Annotated in this window: 15 protein-coding genes; 12 read left to right on the forward strand and 3 right to left on the reverse strand. The window is 67.6% G+C overall.

Features of this window, described 5'->3' with window-relative positions:
* Positions 1–521: 521 nt before the first annotated feature.
* Genes BLP83_RS02450 through BLP83_RS02460 form a run of 3 tightly spaced genes read right to left on the reverse strand, consistent with a single transcriptional unit; the run spans position 522 to position 2,724 of the window.
* Positions 522–1,502 (reverse strand): hypothetical protein, encoded by a 981-nt coding sequence (locus BLP83_RS02450; RefSeq protein ID WP_091238373.1) that lies wholly within the window; start codon positions 1,500–1,502, stop codon positions 522–524.
* Entirely contained in the window at positions 1,499–2,356 is an 858-nt protein-coding gene (locus BLP83_RS02455; protein ID WP_091238377.1) for an ABC transporter ATP-binding protein, read from the reverse strand. Before BLP83_RS02455 ends, BLP83_RS02450 begins: the two co-directional genes overlap by 4 nt.
* Positions 2,353–2,724 (reverse strand): GntR family transcriptional regulator, encoded by a 372-nt coding sequence (locus BLP83_RS02460; protein WP_091238380.1) that lies wholly within the window; start codon positions 2,722–2,724, stop codon positions 2,353–2,355. Before BLP83_RS02460 ends, BLP83_RS02455 begins: the two co-directional genes overlap by 4 nt.
* 493 nt (positions 2,725–3,217) lie before the next feature.
* Here BLP83_RS02460 and BLP83_RS02465 point away from each other — a divergent pair, with 493 nt between their 5' ends.
* From BLP83_RS02465 to BLP83_RS02520, 12 genes are all read left to right on the forward strand, one after another.
* Entirely contained in the window at positions 3,218–3,700 is a 483-nt protein-coding gene (locus BLP83_RS02465; RefSeq protein WP_091238382.1) for an FKBP-type peptidyl-prolyl cis-trans isomerase, read from the forward strand.
* Between the two features lie 256 nt (positions 3,701–3,956).
* Positions 3,957–4,166 (forward strand): cold-shock protein, encoded by a 210-nt coding sequence (locus tag BLP83_RS02470; RefSeq protein WP_091238385.1) that lies wholly within the window; start codon positions 3,957–3,959, stop codon positions 4,164–4,166.
* Between the two features lie 82 nt (positions 4,167–4,248).
* Positions 4,249–4,710, forward strand: coding sequence for a flavodoxin family protein (locus BLP83_RS02475; RefSeq protein WP_091238386.1), 462 nt, complete (start codon positions 4,249–4,251; stop codon positions 4,708–4,710).
* 24 nt (positions 4,711–4,734) lie between these two features.
* Positions 4,735–5,421, forward strand: coding sequence for a YceH family protein (locus BLP83_RS02480; RefSeq protein WP_091238389.1), 687 nt, complete (start codon positions 4,735–4,737; stop codon positions 5,419–5,421).
* 107 nt (positions 5,422–5,528) lie between these two features.
* Positions 5,529–7,052 (forward strand): fumarate hydratase, encoded by a 1,524-nt coding sequence (locus BLP83_RS02485; protein WP_091238391.1) that lies wholly within the window; start codon positions 5,529–5,531, stop codon positions 7,050–7,052.
* Between the two features lie 10 nt (positions 7,053–7,062).
* Positions 7,063–7,734, forward strand: a complete 672-nt coding sequence (locus BLP83_RS02490) for an NAD(P)H-binding protein (RefSeq protein WP_091238393.1) — start codon at positions 7,063–7,065, stop codon at positions 7,732–7,734.
* 170 nt (positions 7,735–7,904) lie between these two features.
* Positions 7,905–8,582, forward strand: a complete 678-nt coding sequence (locus BLP83_RS02495; protein WP_091238395.1) for a MotA/TolQ/ExbB proton channel family protein — start codon at positions 7,905–7,907, stop codon at positions 8,580–8,582.
* Entirely contained in the window at positions 8,582–9,025 is a 444-nt protein-coding gene (locus BLP83_RS02500; RefSeq protein ID WP_091238397.1) for an ExbD/TolR family protein, read from the forward strand. The genes BLP83_RS02495 and BLP83_RS02500 overlap by 1 nt, the downstream gene beginning before the upstream one ends.
* Positions 9,022–10,821: a lipid A export permease/ATP-binding protein MsbA gene (gene msbA, locus BLP83_RS02505; protein ID WP_091238399.1), complete on the forward strand. Its 1,800-nt coding sequence runs from the start codon at positions 9,022–9,024 to the stop codon at positions 10,819–10,821. The genes BLP83_RS02500 and msbA overlap by 4 nt, the downstream gene beginning before the upstream one ends.
* The gene (lpxK, locus tag BLP83_RS02510; RefSeq protein ID WP_091238402.1) at positions 10,818–11,819 is read left to right on the forward strand and encodes a tetraacyldisaccharide 4'-kinase; all 1,002 of its coding nucleotides are present in this window, start codon (positions 10,818–10,820) and stop codon (positions 11,817–11,819) included. Before msbA ends, lpxK begins: the two co-directional genes overlap by 4 nt.
* Positions 11,816–12,589: a 3-deoxy-manno-octulosonate cytidylyltransferase gene (kdsB, locus tag BLP83_RS02515; RefSeq protein WP_091238404.1), complete on the forward strand. Its 774-nt coding sequence runs from the start codon at positions 11,816–11,818 to the stop codon at positions 12,587–12,589. Before lpxK ends, kdsB begins: the two co-directional genes overlap by 4 nt.
* Positions 12,586–13,125, forward strand: a complete 540-nt coding sequence (locus tag BLP83_RS02520) for a low molecular weight protein-tyrosine-phosphatase (protein ID WP_091238407.1) — start codon at positions 12,586–12,588, stop codon at positions 13,123–13,125. The genes kdsB and BLP83_RS02520 overlap by 4 nt, the downstream gene beginning before the upstream one ends.
* Positions 13,126–13,166 lie beyond the last annotated feature (41 nt).

The raw sequence follows: 13,166 nt of genomic DNA on the forward strand, positions 1-13,166 counted from the left end.
TGAAACAAGCGTTTGAAAGCGCGCGATGGCGATTGGGACTGACGCCACGACCGAATGAAGCCGAAGCCGACGTGCGCGTAGGGTGCGCCTGTGGCGCACCCGCAGTTTCGAGAAACGCGAAGCCCCGACCGAAGTCCAAGCCTGCGCGTGGGTGTGGTGCGCGACACGCGCACCCTACAGGGCTTCGCTTACGTGCTTCTGGGGCTGAGCCATCCGTGGCGAGGTGCGCCCGCCCGCGCATCCTTGCGCGGGCCTAGCCAGCCGCTGGGTCCGCCATTCAAGGCGGACCCAGAGCGCGTCAAATGCTGCTTGGGCTGAGCCATCCGTGGCGGGTCGTTCCCGCCCGCGCATTCATGCGCCGGCCTGATTCGATGTGCGGACTGCGCTTCAACGCAGTCCACAAGCACATCAGTGTCGAGGGGCTGAGCCATCCATGGCGAGGTGCGCCCGCCCGCGCATCCTTGCGCGGGCCTAGCCAGCCGCTGGGTCCGCCATTCAAGGCGGACCCAAAGCGCGGCTGGCTAGCCCTCATCCCGCCAGCGGCGGAGGCGGGTGGCCAGGGCGATCATGGCGACGCCGGCAGCGGCGCCAATCCACAGGTTGAGCGAAGCCAGCGCCTGGCCCATCAGCTTCCAACCGAAGCTGCTGGTGACGTTTTGCAGATTGCCGCCATCGACGAGTAGCGCCGGATCGGTGACTGCCAGATGCAGCGGGAAGCTGCCAGGCAGTACGCCGAGCAGGATGCGCATGACCACATGCTTCCAGTACGCCGTGTACTCGAGGTTGATGAGGCTCAGCAGGTCGAACCAGTTCAGCAGCAGGCCAACCGAGACCGGCACCAGCAGTGCCCACAGGAAGGGCTTGCTGCGCGCGAAGGCTGAGATCAGCAGCAGCCAGCCAATGGTCGGCAGAGCCCAGAGTGCATTGACCGGCACGTTCGCCAGCATCTGACCCCACACGTTCAGCAGCGACACCGGCGCCCACAGCACAGTGAAGGGATTGATGCCGTGGAACAGCACGTAGAGGCTCAGCAGGATCAACAGGGCGAGCTGCAGCACCATCGCGATCAGGGTCGAAAGGATGGGCGCCAGCAGGGCGGCGGCCAGCACTTTCGAAACCACCATCGAGCTGTCTGACAACGGCAGCGACTTCCAGAAGAGCACGCTGCGGTCCCGGCGGTCATCGTAGAGTGCGCCCAGCAAGTAGAAGAAGACCACGAAGAACAGGATGAACTGCAAGAGGCCCGACATCGACAGCAGGGCCACATCGAGCGCTGAGCCCAGGGTCTGCAGCTCGTTGTCCGACAGCCGCTCGGTCAAGCGTTTCAACGGGATGCCGATCTGGATGTCACCCGTGAATTTCTTGCGGAAGACCTCGGCCGTGATCAGCCCCATCACGGTCAGCAGCAGGGTCACGCCGGCGCCAATGGCCGGTGCCCAGAAGAAGCCACCGCGGTTTTCCCAGTATTCGCGCTTCAGCAGCCAGGGCAGGGTGGTCTTCATGCGTAGGTTCCTTTCATGGTGGCCACGAAGATGTCGGCGACGCCGGGCGTGCGGATCTCGCCCATGCGGCTGAGCGCGGCGCGGTCGGCGCCATCGAACAGGAAGATGCTCTTGCCGAAGACCTGGCGCTCGTCCAGCGGCTTCATGGCGCGGCAGGTCTCGACATGCTCGGCGCCGACCATGACTTCGGTAAAGCGCTCGCCCACGTCCTCCATGCTCGCCGACAGCGAGACCTCGCCGTCGCGGATGAAGATCAGGTCGGTGAGGATGTGCTCGATTTCCTCGACCTGGTGGGTGGTGACGATGATCGTCTTGTCGTGGTCGAAGTAGTCATTGAGCAGGTGCTGGTAGAAGGCCTTGCGGTAGAGGATGTCGAGGCCGAGGGTGGGTTCGTCGAGCACCAGCAGGCGGGCGTCGATCGCCATCACCAGGGCCAGGTGCAGCTGCACGATCATGCCCTTGGACATGGTCTTGACCTTCATGTCCGGGGTCAGCTTGGTGGCCTTCAGGAAGGCTTCGCACTTCTCTCGCGAGAAGCGGGGGTGCACGCCTTCGACGAAGTCGATCGCCTCGCGCACGCGGATCCAGCGCGGCAGAACAGCAACGTCGGCGATGAAGCAGACGTCCTGCATCAGCTGGTTGCGCTGGGTGCGCGGGTCAAGGCCCAGCACCTTGAGTTCGCCCTCGTAGGGGGCGAGACCGAGGATGGCCTTGAGCGCCGTGGTCTTGCCCGCGCCGTTCGGGCCTATCAGGCCGACGATGCGGCCGGCGTGGATGTCGAAGTCGAGGCCCTTGAGGGCCGTGGTCTTGCCGTAGCTCTTGCTGAGGCCGCGCGCGCTGATCACCGTGCTCATGCCTGTGTCTCCCTGTCCTCGTCGCGATTCATGAGTTGGTCGAGGCGTAGCCCCAGTCGCTCGATCCGCGCCAGCACGGCGGGCCACTCCTCCTTGAGGAATCGCTCGCGTTCGCTGGCCAGCAGCTTTTCGGGTGCGCCTTCCGTGACGTACATGCCTAGACCTCGACGTTTCTCGACCAGGGATTCGTCCACCAGCTCCTGATAGGCGCGCGAGACGGTGATGGGGTTCAGCTGGAAATCGGCAGCCACCTGCCTTACCGAAGGCAGGGCATCGCCCGGCTTCAACACGCCGTCCAGCAGCATGCCGATCACCTTCTCCTTGAGTTGCAGGTAGATCGGCGTGTTCTCGTTCCAGATCACGCTCATGCGTTAAATCTCCTGGTCCGCCGGGCGGGCGCCGCCGCCAGGCACGTAGGGCAGGGTCATGCGTAGCTTCAGGCTGCCGGGAGTCGTGGCTCTCGGCAGCGGCATCGCGAGTCCACCTGCCGGGGGGGAGCGCATTGCCTCGATGGGCGCGACGGCGCTTGGGTGCAGTGCGAACAAGGCAGCAAGCAGGCCGCAATAGGCGAGGGTCGAGACAAGACTGAACGCCAGACGGGTGCCAGGGGCGAGATGTTGGCATTTCATGGAGGGGCGCTCCTGTCTGTGCGGGTGGGGCGTTGGTGTTGTAGTTGACTATAACACTAGATTTTGGGCTGTCAAGCACGTCCGCGTTTGCCGGCCAGACGCGACTGGCCTAGCCTGTGCTCTGGCCGCAGTCCGCATGGGCTCGCGCCTGTCACGAGATCTGCGCGCAAGCTGCCGATTTCCCACATTTTCTCGCCGGCTTCGGCCGGCCAAGTCCAGATTCGGAGCCCTCATGCAGATCGCAGACCGCTGCGTCGTGTCCTTCCACTACACCCTGACCAACGACGCCGGCGACGTTCTCGACAGTTCGTCCGGCCGTGAACCCCTGTCCTATCTCCACGGCGCCGGCAACATCGTGCCGGGTCTCGAATCGGCGCTCGAGGGTCGCGAGGCGGGCGACAGTTTCAAGGTGTCGGTGGCGCCCGAGGAGGGCTACGGGGTGCATCACGAGGGTCTGGTCCAGCAGGTGCCGCGCGCGGCCTTCGCCGGCGTCGACGAGGTCCAGATCGGTATGGAGTTCCATGCTCAGGGGCCGCAGGGGCCCTTGGCGGTGACGGTTACTGCGGTGGACGGCGATACCGTCACCATTGATGGCAACCACCCGCTGGCAGGCCAGACCCTGCATTTCGCCATCGAAGTGACCGGAGTCCGCCAAGCCACTCTGGAAGAGAGCCTGCATGGCCATGTGCATGGCCCGGGTGGCGTCGAGCATTGAAGTGTGCGTCGGCGTAAAGCGTTGATCTGAAAAGGTTGTCCGGTCTTGAGTCCCTGTAAGATCTGCGTAGTCGCTTTGACGTGAATGATGGCGTATAGTGGCTTCGCTGTGTTTGCTGGGGTCACCGTGACTCGTGACCCGATGGTGTTGGTTCCACAACGTTCATCGCTTCACCTCGTGTCTTTCTCCGAGCAGACCCAGTCGGCGGCATCCAAAGTCGCCGCATTCATTTCATTCAAGTTGCAAGGAGCAAGACATGTCTGATCGTCAGACCGGCACCGTGAAGTGGTTCAACGACGCAAAGGGCTTTGGCTTCATCAGCCGCCCGGACGGCGAGGACCTCTTCGTTCACTTCCGCGCCATCCTGGGCACCGGCTTCAAGTCGCTGCAGGAAGGCCAGAGCGTGAGCTTCGTCGTGACCAAGGGCCCGAAGGGCCTGCAGGCCGACCAGGTCCAGCCGCTGTAATCTGCAGTTCAACTGCCGATTCGAACAAAGCCCCGGGAAACCGGGGCTTTGTTTTTTCCGCCCGCCATGTCTTGATGCGGAAATGAAGCCACTGCTCATCCTGCATGCTGGCGATGAAGCCGGCACGACTCGACGATTGATCGACGCGGTCCGCGAGGGCGCCCAGACCGCGGAGCCCGGGCTGCCGGTTCGCCTGCAGCCGGCATTGGAGGCTGGGCCCGAAGCCCTGTTTGAAGCGGGGGCCGTAGTGTTCGCCACGCCGGAGAAGTTCGGCTACATGGCGGGTGCGTTGAAGGACTACTTCGACCGATGTTTCTATCCGCTCGAAGGCAAGGTCCCGGGGCTTGGCTACGCGCTGCTGGTAAGCGCCGGCAACGACGGGCGAGGTGCGGTCGACTCCGTGCAGCGCATCGTCCGCGGCCTGGCCTTGAAGCCGGTTGCCGAGCCGCTGCGTGTCGTCGGGCAGCCGCGCCCTGAGGATCTCGCCGCGGCGCGTGAGCTCGGCGCAGCCCTCGCCTCCGGGCTCGTCTTGGGTATCTTCTGAATCGCCATCGACAAGGACGCCTGCATGAACGAAGCCGCTGAATCCCATATCCACCGCGACTCTGCGGACGGTGCGGCGCCACCGCGACTGCTCACCGAGATCGAAGCTCGTATCCTCGCCAGCCTGTTCGAGAAAGCGCAGACCACGCCGGAGCAGTACCCCCTCACCGTGAATGCGCTGCAGCTGGCCTGCAACCAGAAGAACAACCGCGACCCGGTCAGCCAGTACGAGCAGGGCGCGATCGTGCACGCGCTGCGCGATCTGGAGAATCGCGGCTGGGCGCGGCAGTCCTCCGAGGGCGTGCGCGCGCAGCGCTGGGAGCACCGCTTAGATCAGCACCTGGGCCTGACCCCGCGCAAGGCGGCTGTCCTATGCACCCTGTTGTTGCGCGGCCCGCAGACGCTCAACGAGATCCACACCCGCAGCGAGCGCCTCACGCCGTTCCCGGGTGTCGAGGATGTCGAGGACACCCTGGAGCGCCTCATCGAACGCGCTCCGCCGCTGGTGGTGAAGCTCCCGCGCCAGCCCGGTCAGCGCGAGGAGCGCTACATGCACCTGCTGTTCGGTGCGGTCGATCCGAGCTTGCTGGCCGAGCGTGCCGGCAGCGAGCGCGTACCTCGCGGAAGCTCGGGGCTGGAGGCCCGGGTGGAGGCGCTGGAGGCGGAAGTCGCCGAGCTTCGCACCGCACTGCAGGCGCTGGGCGCTCTGTAGAACTTTGCGCAAGCGTCACCGGCGCAGGGCCTTCGACCACCGTCGCAGGCCCTGCACGCGTGGGATCTCCTAAAATATCGGTTTCCCCCAGCCGGAAGCCACGCGCCATGGGCACGCCCGCCACGATCCGCCAGGACGACTTCATCCAGAGCGTCGCCGACGCCCTGCAGTACATCAGCTACTACCACCCGGTCGACTACATCCAGGCCCTGGCTGCCGCGTACGAGCGCGAGGAGAGCCCGGCGGCCAAGGATGCGATGGCGCAGATCCTGATCAACTCGCGCATGTGCGCCGAGGGCCATCGACCGATCTGCCAGGACACCGGCATCGTCACCGTGTTCCTGAAGATCGGCATGGACGTGCGCTGGGACGCCACGATGAGCGTCGAGGACATGGTCAACGAGGGCGTGCGCCGCGCCTACAACCACCCGGACAACAAGCTGCGCGCCTCGGTGCTCGCTGATCCCGCCGGCAAGCGCTTGAACACCAAGGACAACACGCCCGCGGTCATCAACATGACGGTGGTACCGGGCAACACGGTAGACGTGATCGTGGCTGCGAAGGGCGGTGGCTCCGAGGCCAAGTCCAAGTTCGCCATGCTCAACCCGTCCGACTCCATCGTCGACTGGGTGATGAAGACCGTGCCGACCATGGGCGCGGGCTGGTGCCCGCCGGGCATGCTGGGCATCGGCATTGGCGGCACCGCCGAGAAGGCCATGCTGCTGGCGAAAGAGGCCCTGATGGAGCACATCGACATCCAGGAGCTGATCGCACGCGGTCCTTCCAACCGCATCGAGGAGTTGCGCCTGGAGCTGTACGAGAAGGTCAATGCGCTTGGCATCGGCGCGCAGGGCCTGGGCGGTTTGACCACGGTGCTCGACGTCAAGATCAAGGACTACCCCACGCACGCGGCCAACCTGCCGGTGGCCCTGATCCCGAACTGCGCGGCGACCCGCCATGCGCACTTCGTGCTCGATGGTTCCGGCCCGGTCAGCCTGGAGCCGCCCTCGCTGGAGGACTGGCCCAAGCTGACCTATGACGCCAGCAAGGGCCGCCGCGTCGATCTCGCGACCGTGACCCGCGACGAGGTCGCCGGCTGGAAGCCCGGCGAGGTGCTGCTGCTGAACGGCAAGATCCTCACTGGCCGTGATGCCGCCCATAAGCGCATGGTCGATATGCTGAACCGCGGTGAGTCCCTGCCGGTCGACTTCACCGGGCGCTTCATCTACTACGTCGGCCCGGTCGATCCGGTGCGCGACGAGGCCGTGGGGCCCGCCGGCCCGACCACGGCCACCCGCATGGACAAGTTCACCGACCAGGTGCTGGGCGCGACCGGCCTGCTTGGCATGATCGGCAAGGCTGAACGCGGCCCCGCGGCAATCGAAGCGATCAAGAAGCACCGCTCGGTCTACCTGATGGCGGTGGGCGGTGCGGCGTATCTGGTGTCCAAGGCGATCAAGTCGGCCAAGGTGGTCGGCTTCGAGGACCTCGGCATGGAGGCCATCTACGAGTTCGACGTGCGCGACATGCCGGTGACCGTTGCCGTCGATTCGGCCGGCGAGTCGGTGCACAACACCGGCCCGAAGCAGTGGCAGGCGCGCATCGGCAAGATCCCGGTGGTGCTGGCCTGAGCGGGTTCGCATGCGTGTCCTGCTGATCGGCGGCTCGGGGCTGGTGGGGCGTGCGCTGGCTGCTCGCCTTTCCAGCCGTCCGGAGCTCCAGTTGGACCTGCTCCTGCGGCGGGTCGCCTCGGGGGTTTCCCCGGGCGCCCGCGTGTTCGCCGCCGAACCGCTGTCGGAGGCGCTCCAGCAGTGGCAGAGCGCGGGACAGGGCTGCGATGTGTTCATCAGCGCGCTCGGCACCACCCGGAGCATTGCCGGATCCATCGATGCCTTCGCACGGGTGGACCGGGACCTGGTGCTGCTGATGGCCAAGGCGGCGCGCGCAGCCGGGGCGCAGCAGGCCATCCTGGTTTCGTCCGTGGGTGCGGATCCGCGCTCGCGCAACGACTACCTGCGCATCAAGGGGCAGGTGGAGGCGGCGGTTGCCAACCTGGGCTTCGAGCGCTGCGACTTCCTCCAGCCGGGGCTGCTGCTGGGCGAGCGCGAGGGGCAGCCCGCGCGGCCGGCTGAGCGCCTCGGACAGCGGTTGGCGCCGCTGTTCAATGCCCTGCTCATCGGTCGGCTCGCGCGCTACCGCGCGATCGAGGCGGGGACCGTCGCGGCGGCAGCATCAGCACTGATCGGTCGCCGCGGCTCAGGCATCTGCCGCCACCAGGGGCCCGCGCTGCAGGCCTTGGCAGGGGGCGGCTAGGCGCACGCGAACGCAGAGCCGCAGAGCCGCGCCCGGCGTCCTCTAGAGGCGGATCGCGGGATGCGCGATCCGTGCGGCCGATTCGGTCACTGAACGTCGCTGCCCGCGCCCGGTCGCCTCACGTACACTTGCCGGCCTGTCCGACCCCAAGGTTTTCCCGGAGAACGCGCGTGCTGGAACTGCTGATTGCTGGCGGCTGGGTGATGTGGCCGATCCTGCTGTGCTCGGCCCTGGCCCTGGCCATCATCATCGAACGCTTCTGGAGCCTGCGACGCTCCAAGGTGCTGCCTCTCGACTTGGGCGATGAGGTCCGGCAGTGGGCGGCCAGCGGTCGGCTCGACCCCAAGCACATCGAAACCCTGCGTTCGAACTCGCCGCTGGGCGCCATCCTCGCGGCCGCACTGGAAGTGCGCCATCGCCCCCGCGAGCAGATCAAGGAGCGCGTCGAGGACGTCGGTCGCCATCAGCTGCACGGCATGGAGCGCTTCCTCAACACGCTCGGCACCATCTCCGGAATCAGTCCGCTGCTGGGCCTGCTGGGCACGGTATTCGGCATGATCGAGATGTTCCTGGGCATGCTCACCCACGGCGTGGGCGATGCCAACCAGCTCGCCGGCGGCATCGGCGAGGCCCTCATCACCACCGCCGCGGGACTGTGCGTGGCGATTCCCGCCTTCATGTTCTACCGCTACTTCCGCGGCCGCATCGCCGAGTACGTGGTCGAGATGGAGCAGCAGGTCATCGCGCTGATCGACACGCTCGAGAGCGTGCCGCAGCCGGGAAGCGCGCAGCCGGCGCAGCGTCCCCGTCGACCGATGCCGGGCGCCGCGGGTACCGGAGCCGCCTGATGAACTTCGGCAGCCGCCGCTCGCTGGAAGACCCCGAGCTGAACCTCACGCCGCTGATCGACGTGGTGTTCTGCCTGATCATCTTCTTCGTGGTCACCACCACCTTCGACGATCGCTCCGCGCTCAATATCCAATTGCCCACCGCCAGCCCTTCCGAGGCGCTACCCGTGGGCGAGCCGCTGCAGGTCCAGATCGATGCCGAGGGTCGTTATTTCATCGCGGGCAATGAAGTGCTGAGGCGCGATGCCGCGGCCCTGCGCGAGGCGTTGGAGCAGATCGCTGGTGATGACCGAGAGCGCAGCGTGATCCTGCGCGCCGATGCCCGCACCCCGCACCAGGCGGTGGTGACGGCCATGGACGCGCTCGGTGCGGTGGGTTTCACCAAGCTCTCGATCGCCACCGTGCCCGAGAGCGAGGCCGCGAGCGGCACCGAGGGCCGATGAGCGCGTCACCCGGGAGCGCCGAGACGGGGGCGCAGCTGTCGGCGGCGCAGTCCTACCGACGCCTGCTGGGCTATGCGAAGACCTACTGGGGCTTCGGCCTGATCGCGCTGATCGGCATCGGCCTCGATGCGGCTTCATCGGCGGCGTTCGTGCAGCTGATCGAGCCGATGCTCAATGACCTGTTCGTCGCCCGCGACCCGTGGGCGATCCAGTGGCTGCCGGTGATGCTGATCGGCGTGTTCGTGGTGCGCGGCATCGGCACCTATGCCACCGACTATGGCATGGCGCGGGTCGGCCGGGGCGTGGTGCGCGACCTGCGCGTGGCGATCTTCGCCCACTACCAGCGGCTGCCGGCCAGCTGGTTCGATCGCGAGCCCTCCGGCCAGATCATCGCGCGGGTGATCTACAGCGCCGAACAGATGGCGCATGCGGTTGCCGAGGCGCTCAAGGTCCTGCTGCTGGATGCACTGATGGTCATCGCGATGGTCGGCGTCATGCTTTCGAAGAGCGCCAGCCTGACCCTCTACCTGTTCGTGATGGTGCCCCTGGCCGGACTGGTCTGGCAGTTCGTGGGCAAGCGCTTCCGCCGCATCAACCGGCAGATCCAGGGCGCCGTGGGCGAGGTGACCGGCATGGTCGAGGAGGCCGTCGACGGTCATCGCGAAGTGCGTGTGTACGGCGGACAGGCGCGCGAGGCGGAGCGCTTCGGCGAGGCCGTGCAGCGCAACTTCCGCTTGAACCTGAAGGTCGCCGCGACCAATGCGCTGAGCACCTCGACCGTGCAGCTGATCGCCGCCAGCGTGCTGGCGGCAATCGTCTGGCGCGCCACACGACCGGACCTGCTCGACACCATGAACCCGGGCAGCTTCATGGCGCTCATCGGCGCGATGATGGTGATGTTGCCTTCGCTCAAGCGTCTGACCTCGGTGCAGTCGATGCTGCAGCGTGGCATCGCCGCCGCGGACGATCTGTTCGCCGTGCTCGACACGCCGCCAGAGCAGGATCGCGGCAGCCTGCGCGTCGAGCGTGCACGCGGCGACATCGAGTTCGACGCGGTGCGGCTGGCCTATCCGGGGGCGAATTCGCCCGCGCTCGACGGCGTCAGCCTCCGCTGTGCTCCGGGCACGGTCACCGCTCTGGTGGGGCGCTCGGGTAGCGGCAAATCGAGTCTGGTCAGCCTGCTGCCGCGCTTCTACGAGCCCAGCGAGGGCGTCGTCAGGTTGGATGGCCAGGCGCTGCAGGACTACCGGCTGGAGGACCTGCGTGCGCAGATCGCCCTGGTCAGCCAGCGCGTGGTGCTGTTCACCGGCAGCATTGCCGACAACATCGCCTTCGGCGCCATGCGCCGGGTGGAACGCGCCGAGATCGAGGCCGCCGCCGAGGCCGCCAATGCCATGGAGTTCATCCGGCCGCTGCCGCTGGGCCTGGACAGCCCGGTGGGCGAGGGCGGGGCGCTGCTGTCGGGTGGCCAGCGCCAGCGCATCGCGATCGCGCGCGCCCTGCTCAAGAACGCGCCGATCCTGATTCTTGACGAGGCCACCAGCGCGCTCGACAGCGAAAGCGAACGCCTGATCCAGGAGGCGCTGGCACGACTGATGCGTGACCGCACGACGCTGGTGATCGCGCACCGCCTTGCCACCGTCGAGCATGCCGACCAGATCGCCGTGCTCGAAGCCGGCCGCGTGCAGGAGGTCGGCCGCCATGCCGAACTGCTCGCCCACGACGGGTTGTACGCCTCTCTGCATCGCCTGCAGTTCAACGAGTCGGCGCCGGCCGCGGCCGATCCGCGGCCATGAGGCTCCGCGCCCGCCTGGAGTCTTGGCTGGTCAGGCGTTGGTACGGTTCGCGTCCGATCCTGCCCCTGCTGCCGCTGTCGTGGCTGTTCGGCGGAGTCGTTGCGCTGCGGCGCTGGCTGTATCGGCGCGGTCTTCTGAAGGCCGCGCCGCGCGCCATTCCCGTGCTGGTGGTGGGCAACCTGACCGTAGGCGGGGCAGGCAAGACACCGGCGGTGCTCGCCCTTATCGAAGGCCTGCGCGCGCGGGGCTGGCGCCCCGGCGTGATCTCGCGCGGCCATGGCGGTGACGCACACGCTGCGGCCCTGCTGCCCGAGCAGCCGGATCCGCGCCGTTTCGGTGATGAGCCGAGCCTGATCCGGAAGCGCAGCGGAGTGCCGGTGGCGGTGGCGCGCCGGCGCAGCGAAGCTGCCGCCCTGCTGGAGCGCATGGGTGAGGTGGATCTGCTGATCGCCGACGACGGCCTCCAGCACTACGCCCTCGCGCGCGACATCGAGGTGCTGGTGGTCGACGGCGAGCGTCGCTTCGGCAACGCGGCCCTGTTGCCGGCTGGCCCACTGCGCGAGCCGCTGGCGCGTGCCGGTGCCTGTGCCGCCCGGGTCTGCAATGGCGGCACGCCGCAGTCGGGGGAGTGGTCGATGCGGCTCCAGGCCCAGGCCCTGCGCGCTCTCGGCGAAGGCAGCGCGCAGCCACCCGAGGGCGGCCGGGTGCACGCCGTGGCCGGTATCGCCCATCCCGCGCGCTTCTTCGCCAGCTTGCGCGCGCTGGGTTTCGACCCGATCGAGCATGCGTTCGCCGACCACCATCCCTTTGTCGCTACCGACCTCGAATTCGCCGACGATCTGCCGGTGCTGATGACCGAGAAGGACGCGGTCAAGTGCGGGCGCTTCGCTTCCGCGCGCTGCTTCTACCTGCCGGTCAGCGCGAGCCTGCCGGAAGCACTGTTCGACCTGCTGCACGCGCGGCTCAAGGCCGCGCAGGATCTGCGAGGACACCGATGAGCCCTAGCTGCGATTTCGTGGTGGCGATTCCCGCCCGTCACGCCTCCACCCGCCTGCCCGGCAAACCGCTGCAGTTGATCGCCGGTGACCCGATGATCGTGCACGTTCTGCGGCGCGCGCTGGAGGCCGGTGCGAGCGAGGTGGTGGTGGCGACCGACGACGCGCGCATCGCCGAGGCCGTGGCAGGGCGGGGGGCCACGGTCTGCATGACCGCGCCCGAGCTGGCCTCGGGCACCGATCGCCTCGCCGCCGCCGCACGCGCCTTGGGCTGGTCCGATCAGCGCATCGTAGTCAATCTGCAGGGCGACGAGCCGTTGGCCCCGCCGAGTGCGATCGCCGCCGCCGCGAGGCTGCTTGAAGAGAGTGGCGCCCGCATCGCCACCCTGGCGCAGCCCATCGCCGACAGCGAGGAGCTGTTCAATCCCAACTGCGTCAAGCTGGTGCGCGCCGGCAACGGCGATGCGCTCTATTTCAGCCGTGCGCCGATTCCCTGGGATCGCGACGGCTTCGCTCGTGACCGCCTGCAGCTGTCTGGCCCGCACTGGCTCCGCCACATCGGTCTCTATGCCTACCGCGCCGGCGACCTGCAGCGCTTCGCCGCGATGCCGCCCGGGCGCCTCGAACAGCTGGAGTGCCTGGAGCAGCTGCGCGCGCTGGAGGCCGGCTGGCGGATCGCCGTCGCGCTGTCGCCCCAGCCCTTCCCCGCGGGTGTCGACACGCCCGAGGACCTCGCGCGGGTCGACGCGGCGCTGCGAGGCGCGCAGGCATGAGGACCGCCCGCGACGGCACCCGCAGCGTGCTCTTCGTTTGCCTTGGCAACATCTGTCGCTCGCCGATGGCCGAGGGCATCCTGCGAGCGCGTGCGGCTGAAGCGGGCCTCGCCCTGCACATCGATTCAGCCGGCACCGCCGGCTACCACGCGGGCTCGGCGCCGGACCCCAGGGCCATGCGGGTCGCGCGTTCCCGGGGCACGCCCATCGACGCCCAGCGGGCGCGCCAGTTCGATCGCCGCGACTTCAGTCGCTTCGACCTCATCCTGGCGGCCGATGCCAGCAACCTTCGCGACCTGCGTGCGCTGCAGCCACAGGCTGCACAGGTCTCGCAGGCGCGGCTCGCCCTGCTGCTGGAGTGGGCCGGCCTCGGCGAAGGCGCGGAGGTGCCCGACCCGTACTACGGCCGCATCGAGGACTTCGAAGAGGTGCATGCGCTGCTGGATCGCGCCTGCCGGCGGATCACGGCGCGGCTGCTCGGCATGGCAGAATGTGAACCGCAGCACGATGGGATGGGCTGGAGCAGCCACTGCTAGGACCCTGCCCGTTCCGCTCGGGTGAACAGCGCAAAGTGCGC

This window comes from Aquimonas voraii (assembly GCF_900101825.1).
Lineage (GTDB): Bacteria > Pseudomonadota > Gammaproteobacteria > Xanthomonadales > Xanthomonadaceae > Aquimonas > Aquimonas voraii.

Coding starts and splice junctions, on each gene's coding strand:
- BLP83_RS02450 (WP_091238373.1), bottom strand. CDS start 1,502: ATGAAGACCACCCTGCCCTGGCTGCTGAAGCGCGAATACTGGGAAAAC.
- BLP83_RS02455 (WP_091238377.1), bottom strand. CDS start 2,356: ATGAGCACGGTGATCAGCGCGCGCGGCCTCAGCAAGAGCTACGGCAAG.
- BLP83_RS02460 (WP_091238380.1), bottom strand. CDS start 2,724: ATGAGCGTGATCTGGAACGAGAACACGCCGATCTACCTGCAACTCAAG.
- BLP83_RS02465 (WP_091238382.1), top strand. CDS start 3,218: ATGCAGATCGCAGACCGCTGCGTCGTGTCCTTCCACTACACCCTGACC.
- BLP83_RS02470 (WP_091238385.1), top strand. CDS start 3,957: ATGTCTGATCGTCAGACCGGCACCGTGAAGTGGTTCAACGACGCAAAG.
- BLP83_RS02475 (WP_091238386.1), top strand. CDS start 4,249: ATGAAGCCACTGCTCATCCTGCATGCTGGCGATGAAGCCGGCACGACT.
- BLP83_RS02480 (WP_091238389.1), top strand. CDS start 4,735: ATGAACGAAGCCGCTGAATCCCATATCCACCGCGACTCTGCGGACGGT.
- BLP83_RS02485 (WP_091238391.1), top strand. CDS start 5,529: ATGGGCACGCCCGCCACGATCCGCCAGGACGACTTCATCCAGAGCGTC.
- BLP83_RS02490 (WP_091238393.1), top strand. CDS start 7,063: ATGCGTGTCCTGCTGATCGGCGGCTCGGGGCTGGTGGGGCGTGCGCTG.
- BLP83_RS02500 (WP_091238397.1), top strand. CDS start 8,582: ATGAACTTCGGCAGCCGCCGCTCGCTGGAAGACCCCGAGCTGAACCTC.
- msbA (WP_091238399.1), top strand. CDS start 9,022: ATGAGCGCGTCACCCGGGAGCGCCGAGACGGGGGCGCAGCTGTCGGCG.
- lpxK (WP_091238402.1), top strand. CDS start 10,818: ATGAGGCTCCGCGCCCGCCTGGAGTCTTGGCTGGTCAGGCGTTGGTAC.
- kdsB (WP_091238404.1), top strand. CDS start 11,816: ATGAGCCCTAGCTGCGATTTCGTGGTGGCGATTCCCGCCCGTCACGCC.
- BLP83_RS02520 (WP_091238407.1), top strand. CDS start 12,586: ATGAGGACCGCCCGCGACGGCACCCGCAGCGTGCTCTTCGTTTGCCTT.